This is a genomic window from Thermoleptolyngbya sp. PKUAC-SCTB121, from assembly GCF_016919485.1.
GTDB lineage: Bacteria > Cyanobacteriota > Cyanobacteriia > Elainellales > Elainellaceae > Thermoleptolyngbya > Thermoleptolyngbya sichuanensis.
This window is the reverse complement of record NZ_CP070366.1, coordinates 179,346-198,807: the sequence shown is the minus strand read 5'-3', so window position 1 is coordinate 198,807 and position 19,462 is coordinate 179,346. Positions and strand designations below refer to the sequence as shown.

Annotated in this window: 21 protein-coding genes; 3 read left to right on the top strand and 18 right to left on the bottom strand. The window is 56.4% G+C overall.

Annotated elements, in window-relative coordinates; translation table 11 throughout:
• Positions 1–57 precede the first annotated feature (57 nt).
• Positions 58–852 (bottom strand): YebC/PmpR family DNA-binding transcriptional regulator, encoded by a 795-nt coding sequence (locus JTM80_RS00820; RefSeq protein WP_172353722.1) that lies wholly within the window; start codon positions 850–852, stop codon positions 58–60.
• Between the two features lie 228 nt (positions 853–1,080).
• Between JTM80_RS00820 and JTM80_RS00815 the strand changes: the two genes are divergently transcribed.
• Positions 1,081–2,478: a class I SAM-dependent methyltransferase gene (locus JTM80_RS00815; protein ID WP_205370388.1), complete on the top strand. Its 1,398-nt coding sequence runs from the start codon at positions 1,081–1,083 to the stop codon at positions 2,476–2,478.
• Between the two features lie 289 nt (positions 2,479–2,767).
• Here JTM80_RS00815 and JTM80_RS00810 read toward each other — a convergent pair whose 3' ends face one another.
• The 17 genes from JTM80_RS00810 to sat all read right to left on the bottom strand — a co-directional run bounded on the left by JTM80_RS00810 (position 2,768) and on the right by sat (position 17,455).
• A complete protein-coding gene (locus JTM80_RS00810; protein ID WP_068510393.1) occupies positions 2,768–3,541 on the bottom strand; it encodes a phycobilisome rod-core linker polypeptide in 774 nt (257 codons plus the stop codon).
• 139 nt (positions 3,542–3,680) lie between these two features.
• Positions 3,681–4,418, bottom strand: coding sequence for a phycobilisome rod-core linker polypeptide (locus JTM80_RS00805; protein WP_172353720.1), 738 nt, complete (start codon positions 4,416–4,418; stop codon positions 3,681–3,683).
• A 674-nt stretch (positions 4,419–5,092) separates the two neighbouring features.
• Positions 5,093–5,836 (bottom strand): phycobilisome rod-core linker polypeptide, encoded by a 744-nt coding sequence (locus JTM80_RS00800; protein ID WP_172353719.1) that lies wholly within the window; start codon positions 5,834–5,836, stop codon positions 5,093–5,095.
• A gap of 109 nt (positions 5,837–5,945) precedes the next feature.
• Complete coding sequence (locus JTM80_RS00795; protein WP_205370386.1) at positions 5,946–6,788, bottom strand: phycobilisome rod-core linker polypeptide; 843 nt, start codon at positions 6,786–6,788, stop codon at positions 5,946–5,948.
• A 13-nt stretch (positions 6,789–6,801) separates the two neighbouring features.
• Positions 6,802–7,473 carry a HEAT repeat domain-containing protein gene (locus tag JTM80_RS00790; RefSeq protein WP_205370384.1) on the bottom strand — a complete coding sequence of 224 codons (672 nt, stop codon included), beginning with the start codon at positions 7,471–7,473 and terminating at the stop codon, positions 6,802–6,804.
• A 172-nt stretch (positions 7,474–7,645) separates the two neighbouring features.
• Positions 7,646–8,494 carry a HEAT repeat domain-containing protein gene (locus tag JTM80_RS00785; protein ID WP_172353716.1) on the bottom strand — a complete coding sequence of 283 codons (849 nt, stop codon included), beginning with the start codon at positions 8,492–8,494 and terminating at the stop codon, positions 7,646–7,648.
• A gap of 48 nt (positions 8,495–8,542) precedes the next feature.
• On the bottom strand, positions 8,543–8,782 hold the full coding sequence (locus tag JTM80_RS00780) for a phycobilisome linker polypeptide (protein WP_068510401.1): 240 nt from the start codon (positions 8,780–8,782) through the stop codon (positions 8,543–8,545).
• A 127-nt stretch (positions 8,783–8,909) separates the two neighbouring features.
• Complete coding sequence (locus tag JTM80_RS00775; protein ID WP_172353715.1) at positions 8,910–9,791, bottom strand: phycobilisome linker polypeptide; 882 nt, start codon at positions 9,789–9,791, stop codon at positions 8,910–8,912.
• 128 nt (positions 9,792–9,919) lie between these two features.
• Positions 9,920–10,765 carry a phycobilisome rod-core linker polypeptide gene (locus tag JTM80_RS00770; RefSeq protein ID WP_172353714.1) on the bottom strand — a complete coding sequence of 282 codons (846 nt, stop codon included), beginning with the start codon at positions 10,763–10,765 and terminating at the stop codon, positions 9,920–9,922.
• Positions 10,766–11,177: 412 nt separating this feature from the next.
• The gene (cpcA, locus tag JTM80_RS00765; RefSeq protein WP_068510412.1) at positions 11,178–11,666 is read right to left on the bottom strand and encodes a phycocyanin subunit alpha; all 489 of its coding nucleotides are present in this window, start codon (positions 11,664–11,666) and stop codon (positions 11,178–11,180) included.
• A 130-nt stretch (positions 11,667–11,796) separates the two neighbouring features.
• On the bottom strand, positions 11,797–12,315 hold the full coding sequence (locus JTM80_RS00760) for a phycocyanin subunit beta (protein WP_172353713.1): 519 nt from the start codon (positions 12,313–12,315) through the stop codon (positions 11,797–11,799).
• A 600-nt stretch (positions 12,316–12,915) separates the two neighbouring features.
• Positions 12,916–13,842 carry an RluA family pseudouridine synthase gene (locus tag JTM80_RS00755; protein WP_225906904.1) on the bottom strand — a complete coding sequence of 309 codons (927 nt, stop codon included), beginning with the start codon at positions 13,840–13,842 and terminating at the stop codon, positions 12,916–12,918.
• A 185-nt stretch (positions 13,843–14,027) separates the two neighbouring features.
• Entirely contained in the window at positions 14,028–14,249 is a 222-nt protein-coding gene (locus tag JTM80_RS00750) for a hypothetical protein (protein ID WP_068510416.1), read from the bottom strand.
• Between the two features lie 183 nt (positions 14,250–14,432).
• Positions 14,433–14,921, bottom strand: a complete 489-nt coding sequence (locus JTM80_RS00745) for an N-acetyltransferase (RefSeq protein ID WP_225906730.1) — start codon at positions 14,919–14,921, stop codon at positions 14,433–14,435.
• Between the two features lie 26 nt (positions 14,922–14,947).
• A complete protein-coding gene (locus JTM80_RS00740) occupies positions 14,948–15,190 on the bottom strand; it encodes a hypothetical protein (RefSeq protein WP_205370382.1) in 243 nt (80 codons plus the stop codon).
• A 147-nt stretch (positions 15,191–15,337) separates the two neighbouring features.
• Positions 15,338–16,195, bottom strand: coding sequence for a CPBP family intramembrane glutamic endopeptidase (locus tag JTM80_RS00735; RefSeq protein WP_205370380.1), 858 nt, complete (start codon positions 16,193–16,195; stop codon positions 15,338–15,340).
• 72 nt (positions 16,196–16,267) lie between these two features.
• The gene (gene sat, locus JTM80_RS00730) at positions 16,268–17,455 is read right to left on the bottom strand and encodes a sulfate adenylyltransferase (protein ID WP_068510418.1); all 1,188 of its coding nucleotides are present in this window, start codon (positions 17,453–17,455) and stop codon (positions 16,268–16,270) included.
• A gap of 315 nt (positions 17,456–17,770) precedes the next feature.
• Here sat and JTM80_RS00725 point away from each other — a divergent pair, with 315 nt between their 5' ends.
• Together JTM80_RS00725 and JTM80_RS00720 are read left to right on the top strand one after the other, a co-directional pair.
• Positions 17,771–18,205, top strand: coding sequence for a hypothetical protein (locus JTM80_RS00725; RefSeq protein WP_172353709.1), 435 nt, complete (start codon positions 17,771–17,773; stop codon positions 18,203–18,205).
• A gap of 223 nt (positions 18,206–18,428) precedes the next feature.
• A complete protein-coding gene (locus JTM80_RS00720; RefSeq protein ID WP_205370378.1) occupies positions 18,429–19,298 on the top strand; it encodes a glutamate--tRNA ligase family protein in 870 nt (289 codons plus the stop codon).
• The last annotated feature ends 164 nt before the right edge of the window (positions 19,299–19,462 follow it).

The window sequence follows — 19,462 nt, the reverse complement described above, 5'->3', positions numbered from 1 at the left end:
TTTCGTTCTTCGTTTTTCATTCTTCCTTTTTCCTTCTTCCTTTTTCCTTCTTCCTTCCTACGCCATGCTGAGCGACATCAGTTCGTCCGACATTTCAAAATTAGCCGTGACGGACTGCACATCGTCCAGGTCTTCCAGCGCATCCATCAGCCGCAGCAGATCAGAGGCTTGGGCGGGGTCGCTGACTTCGACGCTGTTGTTTGGGAACCAGCGCGGCTCTGCCTGGATGACCAGATAGCCTCGGTCTTTGAGGGCTTGGGTCAGGGCTTCCAGGTTGGTCGGATCGGTGAAGACTTCCGCGCCGGGAATGTCGTCTTCTAGCGAAATTAGCTCATAGGACTCTGCGCCACCTTCCAGAGAGGCTTCCAGCAGGTCATCCTCATCGATTACAGGCAGTTCCTTTTTGCTGGCGGGCGGCGGGGCCTTCACGGTCACAACTCCCTTTTGCTCAAACATCCAGCCGACACAGCCCGTCTCGCCCAAGTTGCCGCCACGCTTGTTGAAGGCGGCCCGCAGGTCGGCGGCGGTGCGGTTGCGGTTGTCGGTCAGCGCTTCGATCAGGATGGCGATGCCGCCAGGGCCATAGCCCTCGTAGCGAATGGCTTCCAGGTTGTCGCCTGCCAGCTTGCCAGACCCTTTGGCGATCGCCCGCTCGATATTGTCATTTGGGATGCCCGCTGCCTTGGCGTTTTCAATCGCCGTGCGGAGCTGAAAATTACCCGCCGGATCGGGCACGCCGTTTCGCGCCGCAATGATAATTTGTCGAGAAATTTTTGCGAACGTCTTGCCCTTGACGGCATCCACGCGAGCCTTTTGCCGCTTAATGTTCGCCCACTTACTATGTCCTGCCATGCACTCGATCGATAAAACGCTTCTCTACTCGTTCCCGGAGTTGAGTTCCGGGAGTTGAGTTCCCGGAGTTCTCGAAGACTCCCGAAACCTGTCTCTGGAACCCGTCTCTGAAGTTGTGTTGCAGTTGTGTTGCAGTTGTGTTGCGTCCCGGAGCCTGCCAAAGCAGCCGACCCAACGCAAACACTATCCTAGAATAACTAGCCTCAGATTCAACTGGAGGACACTCCGATGGTTGTTTCAGAATTGCAACGGTCTCAGGCTTCCGCAGCGCCACAGTGGGCGATCGCCCTGCCGCCCGCCCTCCGCACCTGGCTAGAAGCAGCATTCAGTCAGCTATCCGTTCCCCTTTGCCTGGATTTTTGGGGACGTGAGCAACTCTGGATTCACTGCAATGCCGACGATCCGCCGCCTGTGAGCCTCCAGATTCGGCATCCTGGCATCGTGCGATCGCTCCTGACCCGCCGCGATCCGCTCATCCTGGTAGAGGGCTATCTCAACGGCGACTGTGATTTTGTGGGCGATCTGGAAACGCTGATCGTGGCCATGCAGCAGTTGGGTCGAGTCCCGATTCCGCTCAACCTCACCACGCTGCAAGCCGCTCGCGCCGCCCTGTCGCTGCCCTCCCTCAAAACCCAGCCCAGCCTGTCTTCCGAAAAGACGCGCCACACCCCAGCACAAGACCGAGCCGCCATCCATCACCACTACGACATGGGCAACGACTTTTATCAGCTCTGGCTCGACCCGCGCATGGTCTACTCCTGCGCCCACTTTGAAACAGAACAGATGTCGCTGGCCGAGGCGCAGGCAGCCAAGCTAGACCTGATCTGTCGCAAGCTGCGCCTGTCGCCGGGGGAAACGCTGCTGGATATTGGCTGTGGCTGGGGGGCGCTGCTGCGCTGGGCGGTGGAACGATACGGCGTACACGGCGTTGGCATCACGCTCAGCCAGGCGCAATTGGACTATAACCAGGCAAAAATTGCAGAGGCGGGCCTGGGCGATCGCCTCCAGGTGCAGTTGATGGACTATCGCGACCTGCCGCAAACGCCCACATTTGACAAGATCGTGTCCGTGGGCATGGTGGAACATGTGGGTCGCAGGAACCTGCCCGTTTATTTTCAGCGAATTGGGCGATCGCTCAAACCAGGGGGGCTATTCCTCAACCACGGCATCACGGCCAGCACCGAATGGAACGGCAGCAGCCTGGGCGAACGGTTCATCAACCGCTACATCTTTCCCCACGGCGAACTGCTACAGATTTCGACACTGCTGGCGGCGGCCGAAGCAGCAGGCTGGGAAATTGTGGATGTAGATGCCTGGCGACTCCACTACGCCAAAACCCTGCGCTGCTGGGAAGCCAATCTGCGAAACGCTGCTGCTCAGGCAAAACGGCTTTTGGGCGACGCAATGCGGAACCGAATGCTAGAAAACAGTGAGCAATCGGGCCGCTTGCCCAGCACCCTGCCTGAAACGCTGCCCCATCGCTATCTGCAACTCTGGCGGGCCTATCTGCTTGGCTCTGCTCTCGGCTTTGAACAGAATCAGATGGGGCTTTATCAAACGCTGCTGCGTCCAAAGTCGGAGACACGCTGGAATTTGCCGCTGACTCGCGTAGGCTGGCTGGCTTAGCGTCATCGGCTGGCTTAGCGCCATCTGGCTGGCTCAGCGTTATGCCGTGATGGGGCCTGGAAGCAAAGGCGCAAAAACTAAATCCGGCTTTGCCAGTCCCAAAACCACTCGCTGGGCGGCGCTTTAGGCAGCGCGGTCTGTGAGCAGCTTCAAGATTTGCAAAACCGGATTCTGGAAATCGCGCTCTGGCGATGTTGGCACACTGATGAGGTTTGTTAGCGGGAAGGCGTGATGTTCAACAGGGCGATCGCCCCACTGCTCATCTTCAACCTGTGATCCCTGAACCCCACTAGCGGCGACCGCGATAGGGAACCTTGTTCAGGTAGTCGATATCGTTGGCGCGGAGGGTTTGAGCATAGTTGCCCTTGGCCCCCACAGCGGCGGCCATGTCGCGATACTTGCGGGGATCGCCCTCGGACAGCATCCGCTCCTGGAACTTGCGGCTGTAGAACTTCTCCACCACAAAGCGCCAGTCGGTCTTGGTGGTTCCCACCTTGTCGCGAAACTCTTCGCCATAGCGCGGCGTTACCAGGTTAAAAGGACGACCCTCATCGCGGTTGCCCATGCGCTTGCGCTGATAGGGCACGGTATAGTCCCCAAAGGCGTTGGTATATTCTTCGCTATCGAGCAGCGCATCCACAAAACCGTCGAAGCCCTTGGTGGCGATCACGATTGACCAGGCAATGGTTTCGTCTTGGTTATAGGCTTTGCGACCCAGCAGGCGGCGCAGCGTAATGTCCACCAAGCGATAGTTGTCGTTCACGCTCACAACCTGGCTGTAAAAGCGCTCAGACAGCGCCAGCCCCCGCACAAAGTCGCGCACGGTGATCACACGGTTTTTGAGCTGAGATTCCAGCGCGGGCTGCCGGTTGAATTTGAGGATCTGATGTTCGCTAAACACCTGACGATAGGCCGCCCAGATGACTTGCTGCATATCGGAATCGTCCGCAGCGTCTTCTAGACGATAGATGTACGGAGTGTCCTCGTTCTGGTCAGCAGCGCCAAAGCTGCGAACCCGTTGGTTCTGAGTGGTTGGTTTGTATTCAAGCAACGGCAACGCCATTCAAGTATCTCCCTTCAGTTTTATGGAACGTCTGAAATGGTTCAAGCCAGCGGTCTAACGACAGTCTTTGGCTTATTATCCCGTGGATTGAACCTCTAGACTCCATCTGCAATCGGCTTTTTTGCAAATGGAATCCAGCTTATCCGGTGGCTCCGGGCAGCGAACTCACCAGCGCCAGCACGACCAGCATCAGCACCAGCGTCAGCACAACAATCGACACGCGCCCCCAGTTGGCCGTCTTGAGGAAGGCTTGCAGGTCGAAAGGCTGGTCAAAGATCAGGGCAAATCGACCCGCAGGGACGTAGGGGCGGGGCTTCGGCAGCTTGTCGTGGTAGGCGGCTCCATAGCGCGGGGTAAAGCTGAAGGGGCGATCGCCCATCCGTTTGCGCTGATAGGGCACCACGTTGTCGCCAAAGGCCTGGGCATACTCGTCGCTGTCGATCAGCGTATCCACGAAGCCGCCCCAGCCCTTGGTGGCGATCACAATCGACCAGGCGATTTCTTCGTCTTTGCTGTAGGGCGCACGGCCAAGGAGCCGCTTCAGGCACATTTCGACCAGGCGATAGTTGTTGTTTGGCTCCACCACCAGCCGATAGAATCGCTCCGACTTGGCTAGCCCCCGAATGAAGTCCCGCACGGAAATGGAGTGGTTGCGGAGCTGGGTTTCCAGCGCAATTTGGCGATTAAACCGAAGCTGCTCTTGCTCGTTAAACACCTGGCGATAGGCAGCGTTGATCAACTCGTCCACCTCATCCGCCGCACGAGAGTCTTCGAGCCGATAGATATAGAGAATGTCGCCGTTGGTATCAACCGTGCCAAAGCTAGATACCCGCTGGTTTTGCGCGGTTGGCTTGTAGTCTAAAAGAGGCAATGTCATCTCGATTTCTCCTTCAACATCTGAAAGGTGAAGAGACTTCTTGCACAGAGTCAGGGGTCGGGGATTCTACAGGAACCCGAATGCACCAGAGCATAGCGTTGCATTCAGGCTGAGTAAGCTGGAACGATTGGGCACAGTATGCGGGCGATCGCCCCTTCATCAAACAATCAGTCAGCTAAAAAACACACCGGTTTCAATCTTTGCGAACCAATCCCTAACCCGACAGTAGAACAATCTCAAAATACGATTTAGCCAGAGTTGAGAAAATTAGCGCGAATCACTGCACGAACTATGGTTGAACGGCTAAGTTTGAACGGACAAGTTTGAGAGCTAATTTGTAAAGGAGCCTGAAAGCCTTGTTAATCAAGGATTTCCGAGAAACCGCTTTTCCTGGGCAAACATGACCTCAAAGCCACACATGCCAAGAGTTTCAGGCTTCTTAAGATTTGCTTCATAAATTAGCTCTGAACGGCTAAATCCAATCTTCTATGCAAGTCTCTTATGCAAGAGGTGGTCAATCTAGAACGGAAATCAGCGCGTATCCTAACGTGCCTTAATGCGCCTTAGGTGCCTTAGGTGTCTTAAACAGTTTCCAGCGCTTCAGGCGTTGAGGGTTGATCCGCAGTTTTCACAAACCGCCTTTCACAAACCGCCAACGCCTGAAGGCCAGACTTTTAGCGGACGGGGAAGCTGGCCGAGGGGCTGATGGACACGGGCACGCCTGCGGTGGCGCTGCTGCGGCTCATATCGGGAATTTTGATATTTGCTGTAGACACCGAGGTAAACTGCATCGGCTTTGGCTGTACGGCCTTCGCCATTTCGAGGAAGTTGCGAACGTCACCCCACTTATAGCGCTCGGCTTCTAGGCGATCGCGCCAATAGTCGCCATAGCGGGGAGTCACCAAGTTAAAGGGGCGATCGCGATAGCGCCGCCGCTGGTAGGGAACCGTGTTGTCACCAAAGTTAGTGCTGTACTCGTCGCTGTCTAGCAGTTGATCGACAAAGCCCTCAAAGCCTTCGGTGGCAATCACAATCGACCAGGCGATTTGCTCATCCTGGTTGTAGGACGCACGACCCAGCAGGCGCTTCAGCGTAATGTCCACAATCCGGTAGTTAGAATTGGTTTCCACCACCAGCTTGCGGTAGGTTTCCGACTTGGCCAGCCCGCGAATAAAGTCCCGCACTGTAATCGAGCGGTTCTTCAACTGCGATTCCAGATCACCCTGACGGCTGCTTTTCAAAATGACGTGCTCGCTGAACACTTGGCGATAGGCCGCCCAAATTAGCTGCTCGATGTCGGAGTTATCGGCTGCGTCTTCCAAGCGATAGATATAGGGGGTGTCCTCGTTGCCGACTTCATAACCCGGCACGCGCTGGTTTTGAGACGCAGGTTTGTATGCAAGAAGGGGAATGCTCATGGTTTTCCAGAGGTTAGAGTTTAGGAGTTAGGGGTTTGGGAACCAGATGTAGGGGCCAGGACGTGAGTAAATTCCTGAACCCCAACCCCTGACACCGGATACCGAAACCCTAATTCTTCTTCAGCGGCGGGATATAGCTGTAGGGCAACCGAGCGGCGACAGGCTTGACGGTAGGCTTGGGGGTGCCGTTGTCGTCGCGGCTCATATCGGGCACCTTGATGGCGCTGGAGGTGGAGCGGGCCACGTCGCGCTGGGGCGTAAGCTGTGGCGTGATGATACCCTTTGCCATGATGAAGAAGGATGCCGGAATCGCTTGCCGCACCACTTTCTTATCCAGTTCGCCCGCCTGATACTGCCGCACCTGGTAGTAAGAACGGGTCATCATTTCCCGCTCCAGCAGGCGACCGCGCCAATAGTCGTTGTAGCGCGGGTTCACCAGATTAAACGGTCGTGCCTCCATGCGGCGGCGCTGATAGGGCACAATGTCGTCGCCGAAGTTGGAACGATATTCGTCGCTGTCCACCACCGCATCAATAAAGCCATGCAGCCCTTTGGTGGCAATCACAATCGACCAGGCGATTTGCTCCTGTTTGCCGTAGGACGGGCGACCCAAAAAGCGCTGCACTGTTAGCTCAACCACTCGATAGTTGGAGTTGAGTTCGGCAATCTGCTCTCGATAGACTTCCGATTTGCCCAGACCTCGGATAAACTCGCGCACGGAAATGGCGCGGTTCCGCAGTTGCGATTCCAGAAACTCCTGCCGATAGCTTTCCAAAATCAGATGCTCGCTCAAGATCTGGCGATAGCAGGCCCAGATGATGTTGTTGACATCGGTGTCGGAGGTGGCATCCGTCAGGCGATAAATCCGAGCGTCGTCCTCGTCGGGAACATCGTAGCCGGGTACGCGCTGGTTCTGGGTTTTGGGTGTGATTTCGAGCAGGGGAATTGACATGGTGGTTAGAGGTTTAGGGGTTTGGGATTGGGGTTTGGGAGCCAGGGAAGCTGTTGGGAACGGGCTGGGGAGATTGCAGCGTAGCGATCGCCCACTGAACCCGCGCCTGCACGGCAATATCCGAGTCTGCGAGAGTTCGCAGTGTTTCGAGAATCTGAGGCTGCAAGTCGGGTGTGGACTGTCCTAGGGCTTGCAGTCCGGCGATCGCCGCATAGCGGATCGACCAGTCAGCATCGTCTAGGATGCGAACGAGCGTATCGTAGGTGCGGGACTGGGCGATCGCCCGCTCGGAGTCTGCCAGCTTGAGCCAGAGCAACTGCCCTACGCCCTTGGTGGCCGCGCGGCGCACACTGGGAGCAAAGTCCGCCTCGGCCGCCGACAGCAGCACATCCAGCGCACGCGGATCGGCGATCGCCGCCAGTGCCCGAATTGCGTAGGCTCGCGCTCCGTAGTTATAGTCATCCAGCAGCGTCAACAGAGGCATCACCGCCGCTTCACCCATCTGCACCAGCCCCTTCACAGCCGTTACCGCTGCGCCAGGATTGTTGAACCCCAGCGCTCGAATCAGCGTTGGGATGCCCCCTTCCAGACGCGCTGCCGCCAAGGCCTGCACTGCCGCGATCAGCCGTTCCGGGGAATCAGCCCGGTCGATGTCGGCAATAAGGGTGGCAAGGGAGGTGAACATGAATAAAGCAGGAAAGAGGCGGGGAGCGACAGAGGATCAGCGTGAAAAGACACAGGGTTGAGAGAAAAGGGGTAGGGGCTTGCTTCCCCGCTGCCTTTTTCAACTTCGCTATTCAACTCTGCTATCTGATAACTTGGCGGACAATTTGGCGGCTGGCCAACCTGGCGGCTGCTCAGAGCATCTCGTCCATCAGCGTCATCACTTTGACCGCATCGGCGCTGAGGCTGTGGGGCGACTGGCGCATGGCGCGTTCCAGCAGCCCTTTCAGGGAAAAGAGCTTGAAGCTGTTTTCGGTGGCAGCAGTGGCAATCGCCTCGGCGGCGGGCAAATAGCCCACAGCACCCAGATCCGAAAGGGCGACGCGGCGCAGGTTGATGTCGTCGCTTTGCAGCGCGGCCACCAGGCGATCGCCGTAGGCCGCGTCTTCCGTCAACTGGTACAGCGCCCGCACCGCCGAATATTGAACCCGCTGGAGCGGATGCTCGACAAAGGGACGAATCACCTCGACGGCTTCCACAGCCCCCAATGCGCCCAGCGCCTCTAGAATGGCTTCGTAGGGCTGGGCCAGGTGAGGCCGGCCCGGAACCTTTATCGCCGCCGCTACGCCGCCCGCCAACAGGCCCAGCAGCGCGGGCACGCAGGACGCATCGCCCAGCATTCCTAACGACTGCGCCGCCGACTCGCGCACATAAAAGTCCTCACAGCCAAGACACTCCATCAGCCCCGGAACGGCACGGCAATCGCCCAGCTTCCCCAGGGCCCGGGCCGCATTCCGCCGCAGCGGGTAGCCGCCCAGTTCGGTTCGATCGGACTCGTCGCGGAGTGCTGCAATTAGCGCATCCACAGCAGCCGGATCAGACACACGAAACTTCCCCAACCACCATGCTGCGTAATAGCGCAAGCTGGTGTCGGGATGGGAAAGATTGGCGATCGCCTGCTCCACCGTCAGCGCTTCTGCGCCAGTGGCTTCCGATACAGCGGTCGATTCCTCAAACTGCGTCTCCGATGTTCCGTCAAGCATTCCTGAACCTGGGGGTGTCGCGTTCCGTCCAAAGGGGCGATCGCGTGCTTATGAATCGCTCGTCAGCGGTTCGATCTTGACAATCTTGCCGCCCATCCGCAGGATGCGCTGCATCTCTTCGTTCATGCGGTTATAAGGAACTGTGAAAAAGACGCTGCCACTGTTGCGAATCGCGTAGTTATTCTTGTCTGTCTCTTGGCTCTGACGCAGACCCACGACTTCATAGCGAAACATCCGCGCCCCAGAAGGCGAATTTGCGGCACTTCCCACAGCAGTTTGACCGTACATTGTCCTGTTCTCCATTGTCTAGAGGATAAAAGGGAGGGATCAGGGTTCAGGAGGTTCAGGTCAAGCCGCAAGCCTGGAAGCCAGTCAAAGGCTCAAGCGCCAAGTCCCAAACCCTGATTCCTGAAACCTAGCTTGCGCTGGCTAGCGACACGCTAACGATGCGACCACCCTGGCGCTGGATTTGCTGCATCCGGGCAGAGAGCTGATCGTAGGGCACCAGGTAAGCAGTGCTGCTGCGGCGCAGCTTGGGATAGCCAACGCCAGAGCCACCGTTTCGCAGGCCTGCTACTTCTACCCGATAGACGCGGGTGCTTTCGCCCACGGAGCCACCCAGGCACTTGCTGGGAGCCACATCATCTGAAGCGCGGAAGAAGGCAAAGCTGCCGCTGCCAGAGGGGCTGACAATAGAGGTCGGCTTGTTTTGAGCGAGGTCGCGGGCCAGGTGGGGCACGCGGCCCTCTGCCTGAGAGCGATCGCTGTTGGCATAGCCGCGATAGAGACGGAACATGCGGTTAAAGGCAACCGTGCGGGCCCCGGCATAGTACTCGAAGCCGCGATAGTAGGGCACGATGCTTTCGCCGAAGTTAGACTGATACTCCTCGGAGTCGATGTAAGAGTCGATATCCGCATCAAAGCCCTGGGTTTCGTACAGGTCGAGGTGGAAGATGACTTCCGACTCATCGTAGGGCGCACGACCCAGCAGGTGCTTGTAGTTCAGCTCGATCACGCGGGTCTGGAAGTTGCCGTAAAGGAACTTCTGCTTGTAAAGGTCAGACTTGGCAACGGCGCGAACAAATTCACGGACGCTGATGTTGCCGTCGCGGAGGAGCGATTCGGCGCTGGTGAGTCGTTCGGACTTCATCAGGTAGTCGTTGCCCAACACCTGCCGATAGACGGCGCGAATGACGTTTTCGACATCCTCTTTGGTGTAATTGGGGCGGAGTTCTACCCGGGGCGCTCCGTCAAACGGAGATGTTCCCAAACGGGATGCTGCTGCGGTAACTGGCACGGTCGATCTCTCCTTCGTGTTTGCGAATGGCTTGGAAGCGGTTGGCGCTTGAAGCTGACCCCAAACCCCAACCACTAGAAACCGGAACTCAAACGGGTAGCGGGCGATTCTTGAGGCTACCCTGAACCCTAGACGGCGCTGATGCTAAGCACCCGACCGCCTGCGCGATTGATCTGCTGGAGGCGCGTGGAAAGCTGATCGTAGGAAACGAGCAGGTCGCGATTGCTGAGCCGCAGAGGGGCCCGTCCGCTGGCAACGGACTGGGTATAGCGGACTCGATAGAGCTGGTCGCGATCGCCCGCTGCTGCACCCACCAACCCAGCTCCGGCTCCGACAAACTCGCTGACGCGGCCTGTGGAAGGCGGCTGGATCGGCATAGGCAGGTTGCGAGCCACTTCCTGCGTCAGCCGGGGGCGGTTCTTGCCATACTGAGCGCGATCGCTGTTGGCATAGCCCCGGTACAGCCGAAACATGCGCGTAAATCCGACGGTCTTTTGCCCCCGCTGCGAGTTGAACCCGCGATAGGACGGCACGACTGAATCGCCAAAGCTTTCCTGATATTCCGTCGAGTCGAGGTAGGAGTTAATCTCTGCCTCATAGCCCTGCTGGTCATACAGGTCAACATGGAAGGCGATCTCGGACTCATCGTAGGGTGCGCGGCCCAACAGATGCTTGTAATTCAGTTCGATGAATCGAACCTGGGGATTGGAATAGAAAAACTTCTCCTTATACAGTTCAGACTGGGCGATCGCCCGCACAAAGTCGCGGACACTGATCTGCCCCTGGCGCAAGAGCGACTCTGCGCTGGTCAGACGTTCGCTTGCCATCAGGTGATCATTTCCCAGCACTTGACGATAGGCTGCCCAAATCACAGCCTGCACGTCGTCTTCTGTCCAGTTTGGACGCAGTTCTACGCGATCGCTCGGCGAAAACGCAGTAATGCCCAATCGATCTGCCGCAACCAGACCGCTCATCTCAAATCCCTCCTCCTAAAACTGGCACTCGGTTTTGAAAAGCCCTTGTGACGAGAGGGTGCTCAAAGCTCAGCGCCCAATGCGGAAAATCAATCCATCAGGCCAGAACGAACGCCAGAACAAAAATCTCAGAAGCCTGAACCAGCAGAACTTCACCGGTTCTGATCGCCTGCGTTCCCAGACTGCTTCCGCCGTTGCCACAAGCGCGTCGAAATAAACACAGAAGCTTCAATCGCAAATTGGTGCGAACAGATCAGACTAGGTATAGCCCAGTGCAGAAGCTTCGTTCAGATCCTGCAACTTAGACATCACCCACCCAAATCTCGCGCACAGATATAACAATGCCCGGAAAGGTAAACCCCTGCCAGTCGTGAACCAGCAATTGCTTACCTTTCCGGGCAAGCACAATCAACTAGCTCAGGGCGTTGATTGCGTAGTCGATGTAGGTGTTAGCTTCGTTTGCAGCCTGACCAGACAGACCGTGGTTCGCCTTGATATACTTCAGAGCTTCCACATACCAGCTGGGAGACAGATCGAAGGTGCGGTTGATTTCATCCAGACCAGCGATCAGGTACTCATCCAGCGGGCCGGTGCCACCTGCAACCAACGAGTAGGTGATGATCCGCAGGTAGTAGCCGATGTCACGAGCGCACTTGGACTTGCCGCGGGAGTCCGAGGCAAAGTTTGCGCCCTGCATCTGGGTGGTGTAGGGAAACTTCTGATACACGGCATTTGCAGCACCGTCGATCAGTTGCTGAGCATTATTGGTCAGCGCACGAGCAGCTTCCATGCTGGCAGCGGCACGCTCGAAGCGACCGTTAACAGCTTGCAGCTCGGTGTTGCTGAGGAAACGGCCTTGGGTATCTGCTGCGGCGATCGCTTCAGTAATCGGGGTCTTCATAGTCGAGATATCTCCCTAAAAAACCTAAAGTTGTCCTTGAGTATTTTGAAAACCGTCGGCACGGAGCCGAGAACTGTAGGCTAGAGCCTGAGGCTGCACAGGACAGCACCAGCCCATCACCAAAGCCAAATTACGCAACCGCAGCAGCAGCGCGATCGAAGTAGCTGGCAATTTCAGACACCAGCGCAGAGCAGTCACCCTTGGTGATGCCGTTGGGGTCGTTGACGATGGAAATTGCGGCGTCCTTCATTTTGGCAACGCCAGCAGCCACAGAACCACCGGGCACGCCCAGCGCTTGATAGGTTTCGCGCAAGCCGTTCAGGCAGCGGTCATCCAGAACGCTGGAGTCACCCGCCAGAGTTGCATAGGTCACATAGCGCAGGATGATCTCCATGTCGCGCAGGCAAGCAGCCATACGACGGTTGGTGTAAGCATTTCCACCGGGCTGGATCAGCTGGGGCTGCTCTTCAAACAGAGAGCGTGCAGCGTTTGCAACGATGGTGGAAGCGTTGCTGGTCATGCGGTTAACGGCATCCAGACGCTTGCTGCCATCCTTGACTACGTTGCTCAGAGCGTCGAGTTGGGCGCTGCTCAGAAACTCTCCCTTCGTGTCAGCCTGGGAAACGACTTTAGCGAAAGCATCTAACATGGACTCAATCTCCTAATCGTTTTGGTTGAGTTCGGTCTTAAAAACTGGATGAAAGGTAGCCCAGTCTTCACTGTTGCTGATGGATAGCAGTGCTGAGTTAACACGGCGACACATGCAGCTTGGAAAGGCTCCCACAGATGAGAGAGAACGGCTTAGCCGCTGAACTCATCTTCCCGGACGCAAGGCGCTTCTCATAAATCTGAGAAAAACTTCACAGTTAGATGAGAAGGTTTAGAACCTGGCAAACCAGCGAATTGTCGTACTCTGTCTGTGGTTTGTACCCTTCCGAATCTCTTTATACAATGCGGTTAACCCATTTACTTGTTACAAGTTATTAAATTGCATAGAACCGCTCAGATATGCCCGCAAAGGCTTGACAGGCAAAGCTTTGCGGCATATTTCTGCAAATCATTTCCGGCACATTTGTTTACATTTTCGCGCCTGCCAACTCCTCATAGAAGCAGAATTTGGCATTTTAGATTCTCTTAAGAATTCTGAAAACCGTTGCCTGGACAAAGGTATAAATACTCTCTGAGGGCGGTCTGAGTGTACTCATAATTTTAAGCAATGTAAACAAGTCCTTCGCTAATTTGAGATTTGTCACACAAAACGCTGCCGCAAAACGCGCAAAAGCGTCGCAAAAGAGTCCGGCGGAGGGGCGATCGCCTCGATCTCTTTCTCAGAAATCGGGTGATACAGCCGCAGCTTCCAGGCATGGAGCGCCTGCCCCGGTAAGTTCACGCCGACAGATTTGCCGCCGCTGTAGACCGGGTCGCCTACCACCGGATGCCCCAGGTGGGCGCTGTGGACACGGATCTGGTGCGTGCGCCCCGTTTCCAGGTCAAATTGCATCAGCGTGTAATTGCCCAGGCGTTCGACCACCTGCCAGTGGGTCACGGCGCGTCGCCCGCCGCGATCTTCCGGCACGATCGCCATTTTTTTGCGATCTACCGGATGACGACCAATGGGCGCGTCCACGGTACCCGCATCTGCCTTGGGCGCACCGTAGACTACTGCCAGATAGGTGCGTCGGGCGGTTTTGGTTTTGAACTGAGCCTGTAAACGCTGATGCGCCTGATCGGTCTTGGCGATCGCCAGCGCACCGCTGGTGTCTTTATCCAGCCGATGCACGATGCCTGGCCGCTGCACGCCGCCAATGCCCGCTAAGTCGGGACAGTGCGCTAGCAGCGCATTCACCAGCGTCCCCGTGGTGTGGCCTGGCGCAGGATGCACCACCAGACCCACGGGCTTATTCACAATAATCAGGTGTGCGTCTTCAAACAGGATATTGAGGGGAATGGCTTCGGCTTGGAGCGTCATCGGCTCAGAAGGCGGAATAGACACCGTGAGGCGATCGCCCCCCTGAACCTCCGCTTTTTTGGACGTGCAGGGAACCCCGTTGACGCGCACCTGCCCCTGCTCGATTAGCTTTTGCAGGCGGGCGCGGGACAGATCGGGCAAACGGGCTGCGAGATAGCGATCGAGGCGATCGCCCCTACCGATTCCCGCATCCACCACTAGCTCCAGATCGGCTACATCGGCGGTTACATCGACGGCTGCATCAATGCCTTGGGGCGCTAGCTCCGGGTCGTCAAACGCTTCATCGTCAAACGCTTCATCGTCAACCGCTTCATTGTCAAAATCGCCTGAATCATTGCTCGGACGGTTATCCACAGTGCCTCCGCAGGCTGTCCCCATCAATGCCAGGTATCTTACTCAACATCCGGGCCGATTCCATCTTCTGGGAAAACCCACTTGGGCGGCTCCATCGCTTTGCGGCGCAGCGCTTCCTCTGCCATTTCCAGCATCTTATCCAGCGACGTGGTTTCGATAAACTGCGACGCCTGGTTGCGATATTCCTGATTGGGACAGCGATCGCCCAGAACGCAGCCGTTTTTACACGCTTCGGCGCAGTTAATTTCGGTAGGGGTCATGGGGTGTTCTCCTGCTTGCATCAATCTGACTTAAATAATTCATTTTGGATTTTAGATTGACGATTTTGGATCGCCAATTGACCTACATCAGTCTCGCATAGCGCTCTTGATGCTTCCACCCGCAACCGAAGCCCCAAATCTAAAATCCCAAATCTGCCCCTCTACCTCAACCCTTCCCGCTGCCTAGCGGTCGAGCAGCTTGACCATCCAGATCGACTGCGGCACAAAGCCCAGCGATTCGTATAGCCGTTGGGCAGGCTGGTTTTGGCAGAACACATGCAGCCCCATCTGGCGATCGCCCCTTAGCCTGGCCCAGTCTTCAGCTTGCCGCATCAGGGCGGTGCCAATTCCCCGGCGACGATGCTCTGGCGAGACATAGAGCAAGAAAATGTGAGCGTGGCGATCGCCCCGCACCTGATCAACCGCGCTGCCCATCCACAAACAAGCCACCGGATCGGGAATTCGCAGGTTCGCATCCGTATGAGACCGCACCCACCACAGCGGCGTGTCGCCAGAGAAATATTGCTCGACGGTGTACGCGAGATGGTCGAACCCTTCGCCAGGAAACAGTTCGCAGTAGGTGCGCTGCATAAACTTAACTAGCAGCGCTCGATCAACCCCAGTGCTGCGGTAAATCAGATATCCGGGGCACAGGTCAGCAGTGTCAAGCACGGGTTATCAGAACGGGTTGCAACTGCTTAGCTTGCCGGGGCGATCGCCGCTTCATCCGGCAGCCCATGAATCAGCACATCCAGCGAGGAAGCCGTTCCCAGATCTGCCACGTCGTCGGAACCGCCCAACCCGACTTGCTCTACTGCTTCAATTGGCGCAGGCGCAGCCATATCTTCGGGCAAAAAGATGCGGGCGCTCACCACCACCAGCGCTAGCACAAACATCAACACCACCAGCAGCGGCGCAATGTACTGACGAAAAACAGACATCTCTCATCTACCCCCTTATTTCTGCCTAACATCTCTAAACATCATAGTCAGCAGAGGAAGACTAAGCTTGACTGCTGCTCTGACCCAAGGTTCAGAGGACTAAGACTCTGCAACTAAAGCCTTGTGAATGGTCAGATAACGCTCAGTTCAGCGGTAAGAAGGCTCAGCCATAATACCTCGCCACCGGAACAATAACCAGTGAGCCACTACACAGCAAATCAAAAAGGACCCCAAAGCAAACCTTGCATCTAGAGTAGAGGCTTTGAAGAGGGAAAATAGCGGCAACGCAGCATTGGGATAACCCGCAACACCGAACGCAAATAGATTAAACGCTGCATGAATCCCCAGCGCCAGATTCAGGCTGCCACTCCTCAGGGTGACTAGCGTTAAAAACGCGCCAGCCGCAAACCAGTTCAACGCCGCTAGCCAAGGCTGTCCTTCAGCCTCTGGATTAGAGAGATGGGGCAGGGTAAACAGAATGCCATTCGCAACACTTAGTAGCAACCAGTTCTGCGTCAGTCGTCCCAAGCCCTGTAGGAGGTAGCCTCGAAAAAAAACTTCCTCAGCACTGGTTTGGATGGGAATCAGCACAAGGCCAACTAAAAGACTAGGCAGGGTAACCACAAAACTGGGGTTCAGACTGTAGCGTCCAGGGTGGAGCAATGCCTCGACTATCGTGGCGATCGCCGCTAGCAAGAAAAACAGAATAAACCCACGCCACACCTGCGGCCAGCTAATTCTGCCAAGCGGCCCTATAAGTGTTGCACTCGGACGCTGATGAAGTAGCCCCACAGCCATCAACGAGCTAGCAAGCAACAGGCCGAAAGGAAGCAGCATTAGCGTAAGACCGAAAGGGGACTCTGGCTGAATCAGCCCGATGAAGATCGGCAGCGCGAACAATACGCTGCCGGCTATCCAAACAAAAATCGTGATTAATATACCGACCAAATAGCGCCAGGCGGCATTCCGGCCTTGGTCAGCAAGTTGAAGATAGGAACCCCTCATCGAAAAGCCCCATCTGCCTCTTTGACAATCCAAACCACGTGCAACCTAAATTCATCCAATGCTAAGCCCCACCTAAATCTCAAACGACGGCTGCGGAATCTGCATTGCCCGCGCCAGTTCAGCCGCCACCAGCGGACGAGAAAACTCCGGCGGTGGCAGTTGTCCGTTTCGCAGCATTTCCCGCACCTTTGTTCCCGATAGGTGAATCCGCTCTTCGGGCGTGCTGGGGCTGGTTTTGGTGGTCGCCATCTGGTTGGTGCGGGTGCAGTAGAAGGCGTGTTCAAACTTCAGCGGCGTGATGCCCAGCGCCAGCGGGTCAAATTCGTCGAAAATATACTGTGCGTCGTAGGTTCCGTAATAGTCGCCCACGCCCGCATGATCGCGCCCCACGATGAAGTGCGTGCAGCCGTAGTTTTTCCGCACCAGCGCGTGGAAAATCGCCTCTCTAGGGCCGGCATAGCGCATCGCAGCCGGGTTGATCGCCAGAATCACTCGATCCTTCGGGAAGTAGTTTTCCAGCATGATCTCGTAGCAGTTCATCCGCACGTCTGCCGGAATGTCGTCCTCTTTGGTTGCGCCCACCAGCGGATGCAAAAACAGCCCGTCCACCACTTCCATCGCGCATTTGATAATGTATTCGTGGGCCCGGTGGATGGGGTTGCGGGTCTGGAAGCCGACGATCGTTTTCCAGCCCTTATCTCGAAACAGCGCCCGCGACTCAGCCGGGTCGATTTGATAGGTGGGAAACCGTGGATGGGCATCGCGCTGAAGCAGCCACACCGGGCCGGCCAAGTTCACCGGACCCTGGCGATAAACCACCTTTACACCGGGATGCTTTTCTTCATTGGTGCGATAGACATGTAGCGCCTCGTGAACCTTGTCGTAGGTGTACTTTTGCGTCAGTTGCAGCACGCCAACGAACCGCCCCAGAGAGTCATCCAGCCGCACCAACATCCCCTCTTTCAGCGGCGTGGCTTCTTCTTCCGTCACCGACAGCGTGATTGGGATCGACCACGGCAGCCCATTGGCCAGGTGCATTTCATCGACCACGCGCTGATAGTCTGCCTGCTCCATGAAGCCCGTTAGGGGGCTAAAGCCGCCGATCGCGATTAGCTCCAAATCTGACACGGCCCGCTCATCGAGCCGGAGCCGGGGCAAAAAGTCGGCTTTATCCAAAAACTCTTGCCGCTGCTCTGGAGTGCAGATTCGGTTAATCAACGTCCCGCCGTGGGCAGGGGCCGGATCGGGGAAGTGAGTCATGACTGCTTTAGGTTTTTTTTAGATTTGCTACTAGCCTTCATCCTACCAGCAGGGGCGATCGCATTTGAATTGCCCGCTGGCTCCTCCCAGTCCCCCTTAGCCCCCAGATCCTCTCCAAAGCCATGCCGCATAATCGAGTGATGGAGTGCGGCGGCTATGCTGGCAGGATTATGGAAACGGTCGCTTTTTTTGAGCAATATCCAGACATGCGAGTTTATTTAGGAAGATCGAATTAGGGCGATCGCCCATCCTATTGCTGCCATGTCTACGAAACTGTTCTAGCTATTCAGAATCCATACGTGAGGTGAAATCTGAATGAACCGCCTTCAAAAGATTGCCATTGGTTGCGGAACGCTTGCTTTGGGGACGATAGTGCTGCTGGGATGGGCCGCGGGCGCGGCTCCCTGGCGATCGCCCCGCAACCTGACGGAACGCATGATTGGGGTTCCCCTACCCTACGGCGTTACGCCAGAGGTGAACTTTAGCGGGCTGCTCGGCCCCATTCCGACAGACATTGAATATATTGCCCACGTCAATTTTGTGATGCCTGCGGACAACCTGGAAGCCTTTGTAAACACGCTGGGCTGTCCTGTTCCAAGTGCAGAGAATCAGTACGAATGCATCTTGGACGTTCCACAAGGTCTAGGCGGAACACCACCCAAGAGCGGCACAGCGGAGTCTCGGTTGTTCCAGTTCCAGTTTCAGGAGAATGGAACGGTTCGAGTGCAGATGCGCCTGCTGGCAACGTGAGGCTGAGTCTGTAGAATTCATCAGAATTCATCGCAAGAATTCATAGCGAAAATTCATCGTGAGAATTCATCATGAGAATTCACCGCGGACATTGCGCCTTCGGGTTTACCATTTTCCTTTAGGACTTACGCAGTTGGAGGATTTTTCGCGGGCTGCGCCCGCGAAAAATCCTCCAACACCTAGAAAGCTGATTGCAAGTGCATAAGTCCTGCCCTTGTTGGAAGTGGATGATTCATTTGCGGTGTTGCCATTGACCCATGCCTATCGCGGGCGACTCGCGCCGACACCCACCGGGCACCTGCACTTGGGTCATGCCAAAACGTTTTGGACGGCGCAGCAGCGGGCTGTGCAGCATGGCGGCGTGCTGGTTTTGCGAATCGAAGACCTCGACCGCAATCGCTGCAAACCCGAATATGCTGACGATTTGCTGGAAGATTTGGTCTGGTTTGGCTTTTGCTGGCAAGAAGGGCCCGACGTAGGCGGCCCATTTCAGCCCTACAGGCAGCGCGATCGCCAGTCGTTCTACCACCAAACCTGGCAGCAGTTGAACCATCTCGGCGCAATTTATCCCAGTCCCCACTCTCGTAAAGACGTGGCCAATGCGCTCCGTGCGCCCCATGAGGGCGATCGCGAAGTGATCTTTCCCGTCAAATTGCGTCCTGCAACGTGGGAAGTGGCAACGGAACCCGGCGAGGTGAACTGGCGATTTCGTGTGCCCGATGGCGAGGCGATCGCCTTTATAGACGAACATCTAGGCCCACAGCGCTTCATTGCAGGGCAGGACTTTGGTGACTTCATGGTGTGGCGGCGAGACGGGCTGCCCAGCTATGACCTGGCCGTAGTGACCGACGACCACGCAATGGCGATTTCCGAAGTGGTGCGCGGCGAAGACCTGCTGCTTTCCGCCGCCAAGCAGATTTTGCTCTATCGCACACTGGGCTGGGAAATTCCGGCATTCTATCACTGTCCCTTAGTGCGCGATGCAGCAGGCAAGCGACTGGCAAAACGCGACGGGGCCCGCAGCCTGCGATCGCTCCGGCAACAGGGCATTACCCCAGAACACATTCGAGAATCGTGGGAACTGTTCCTGTAGCTTTGAACTCAAAGCCAGGCCTCTCAGCAATGGGGAAAGTTCCGGCTCTGAGCAGCGCAACGATAATCCTTCACTGACAAGGCGTACTTCCTGTACGGTAAACATGAGAAGCGGGCTATGATCGGCGATCGAGCGGAACTCTAGCTCATCTGGGTGCATCGATA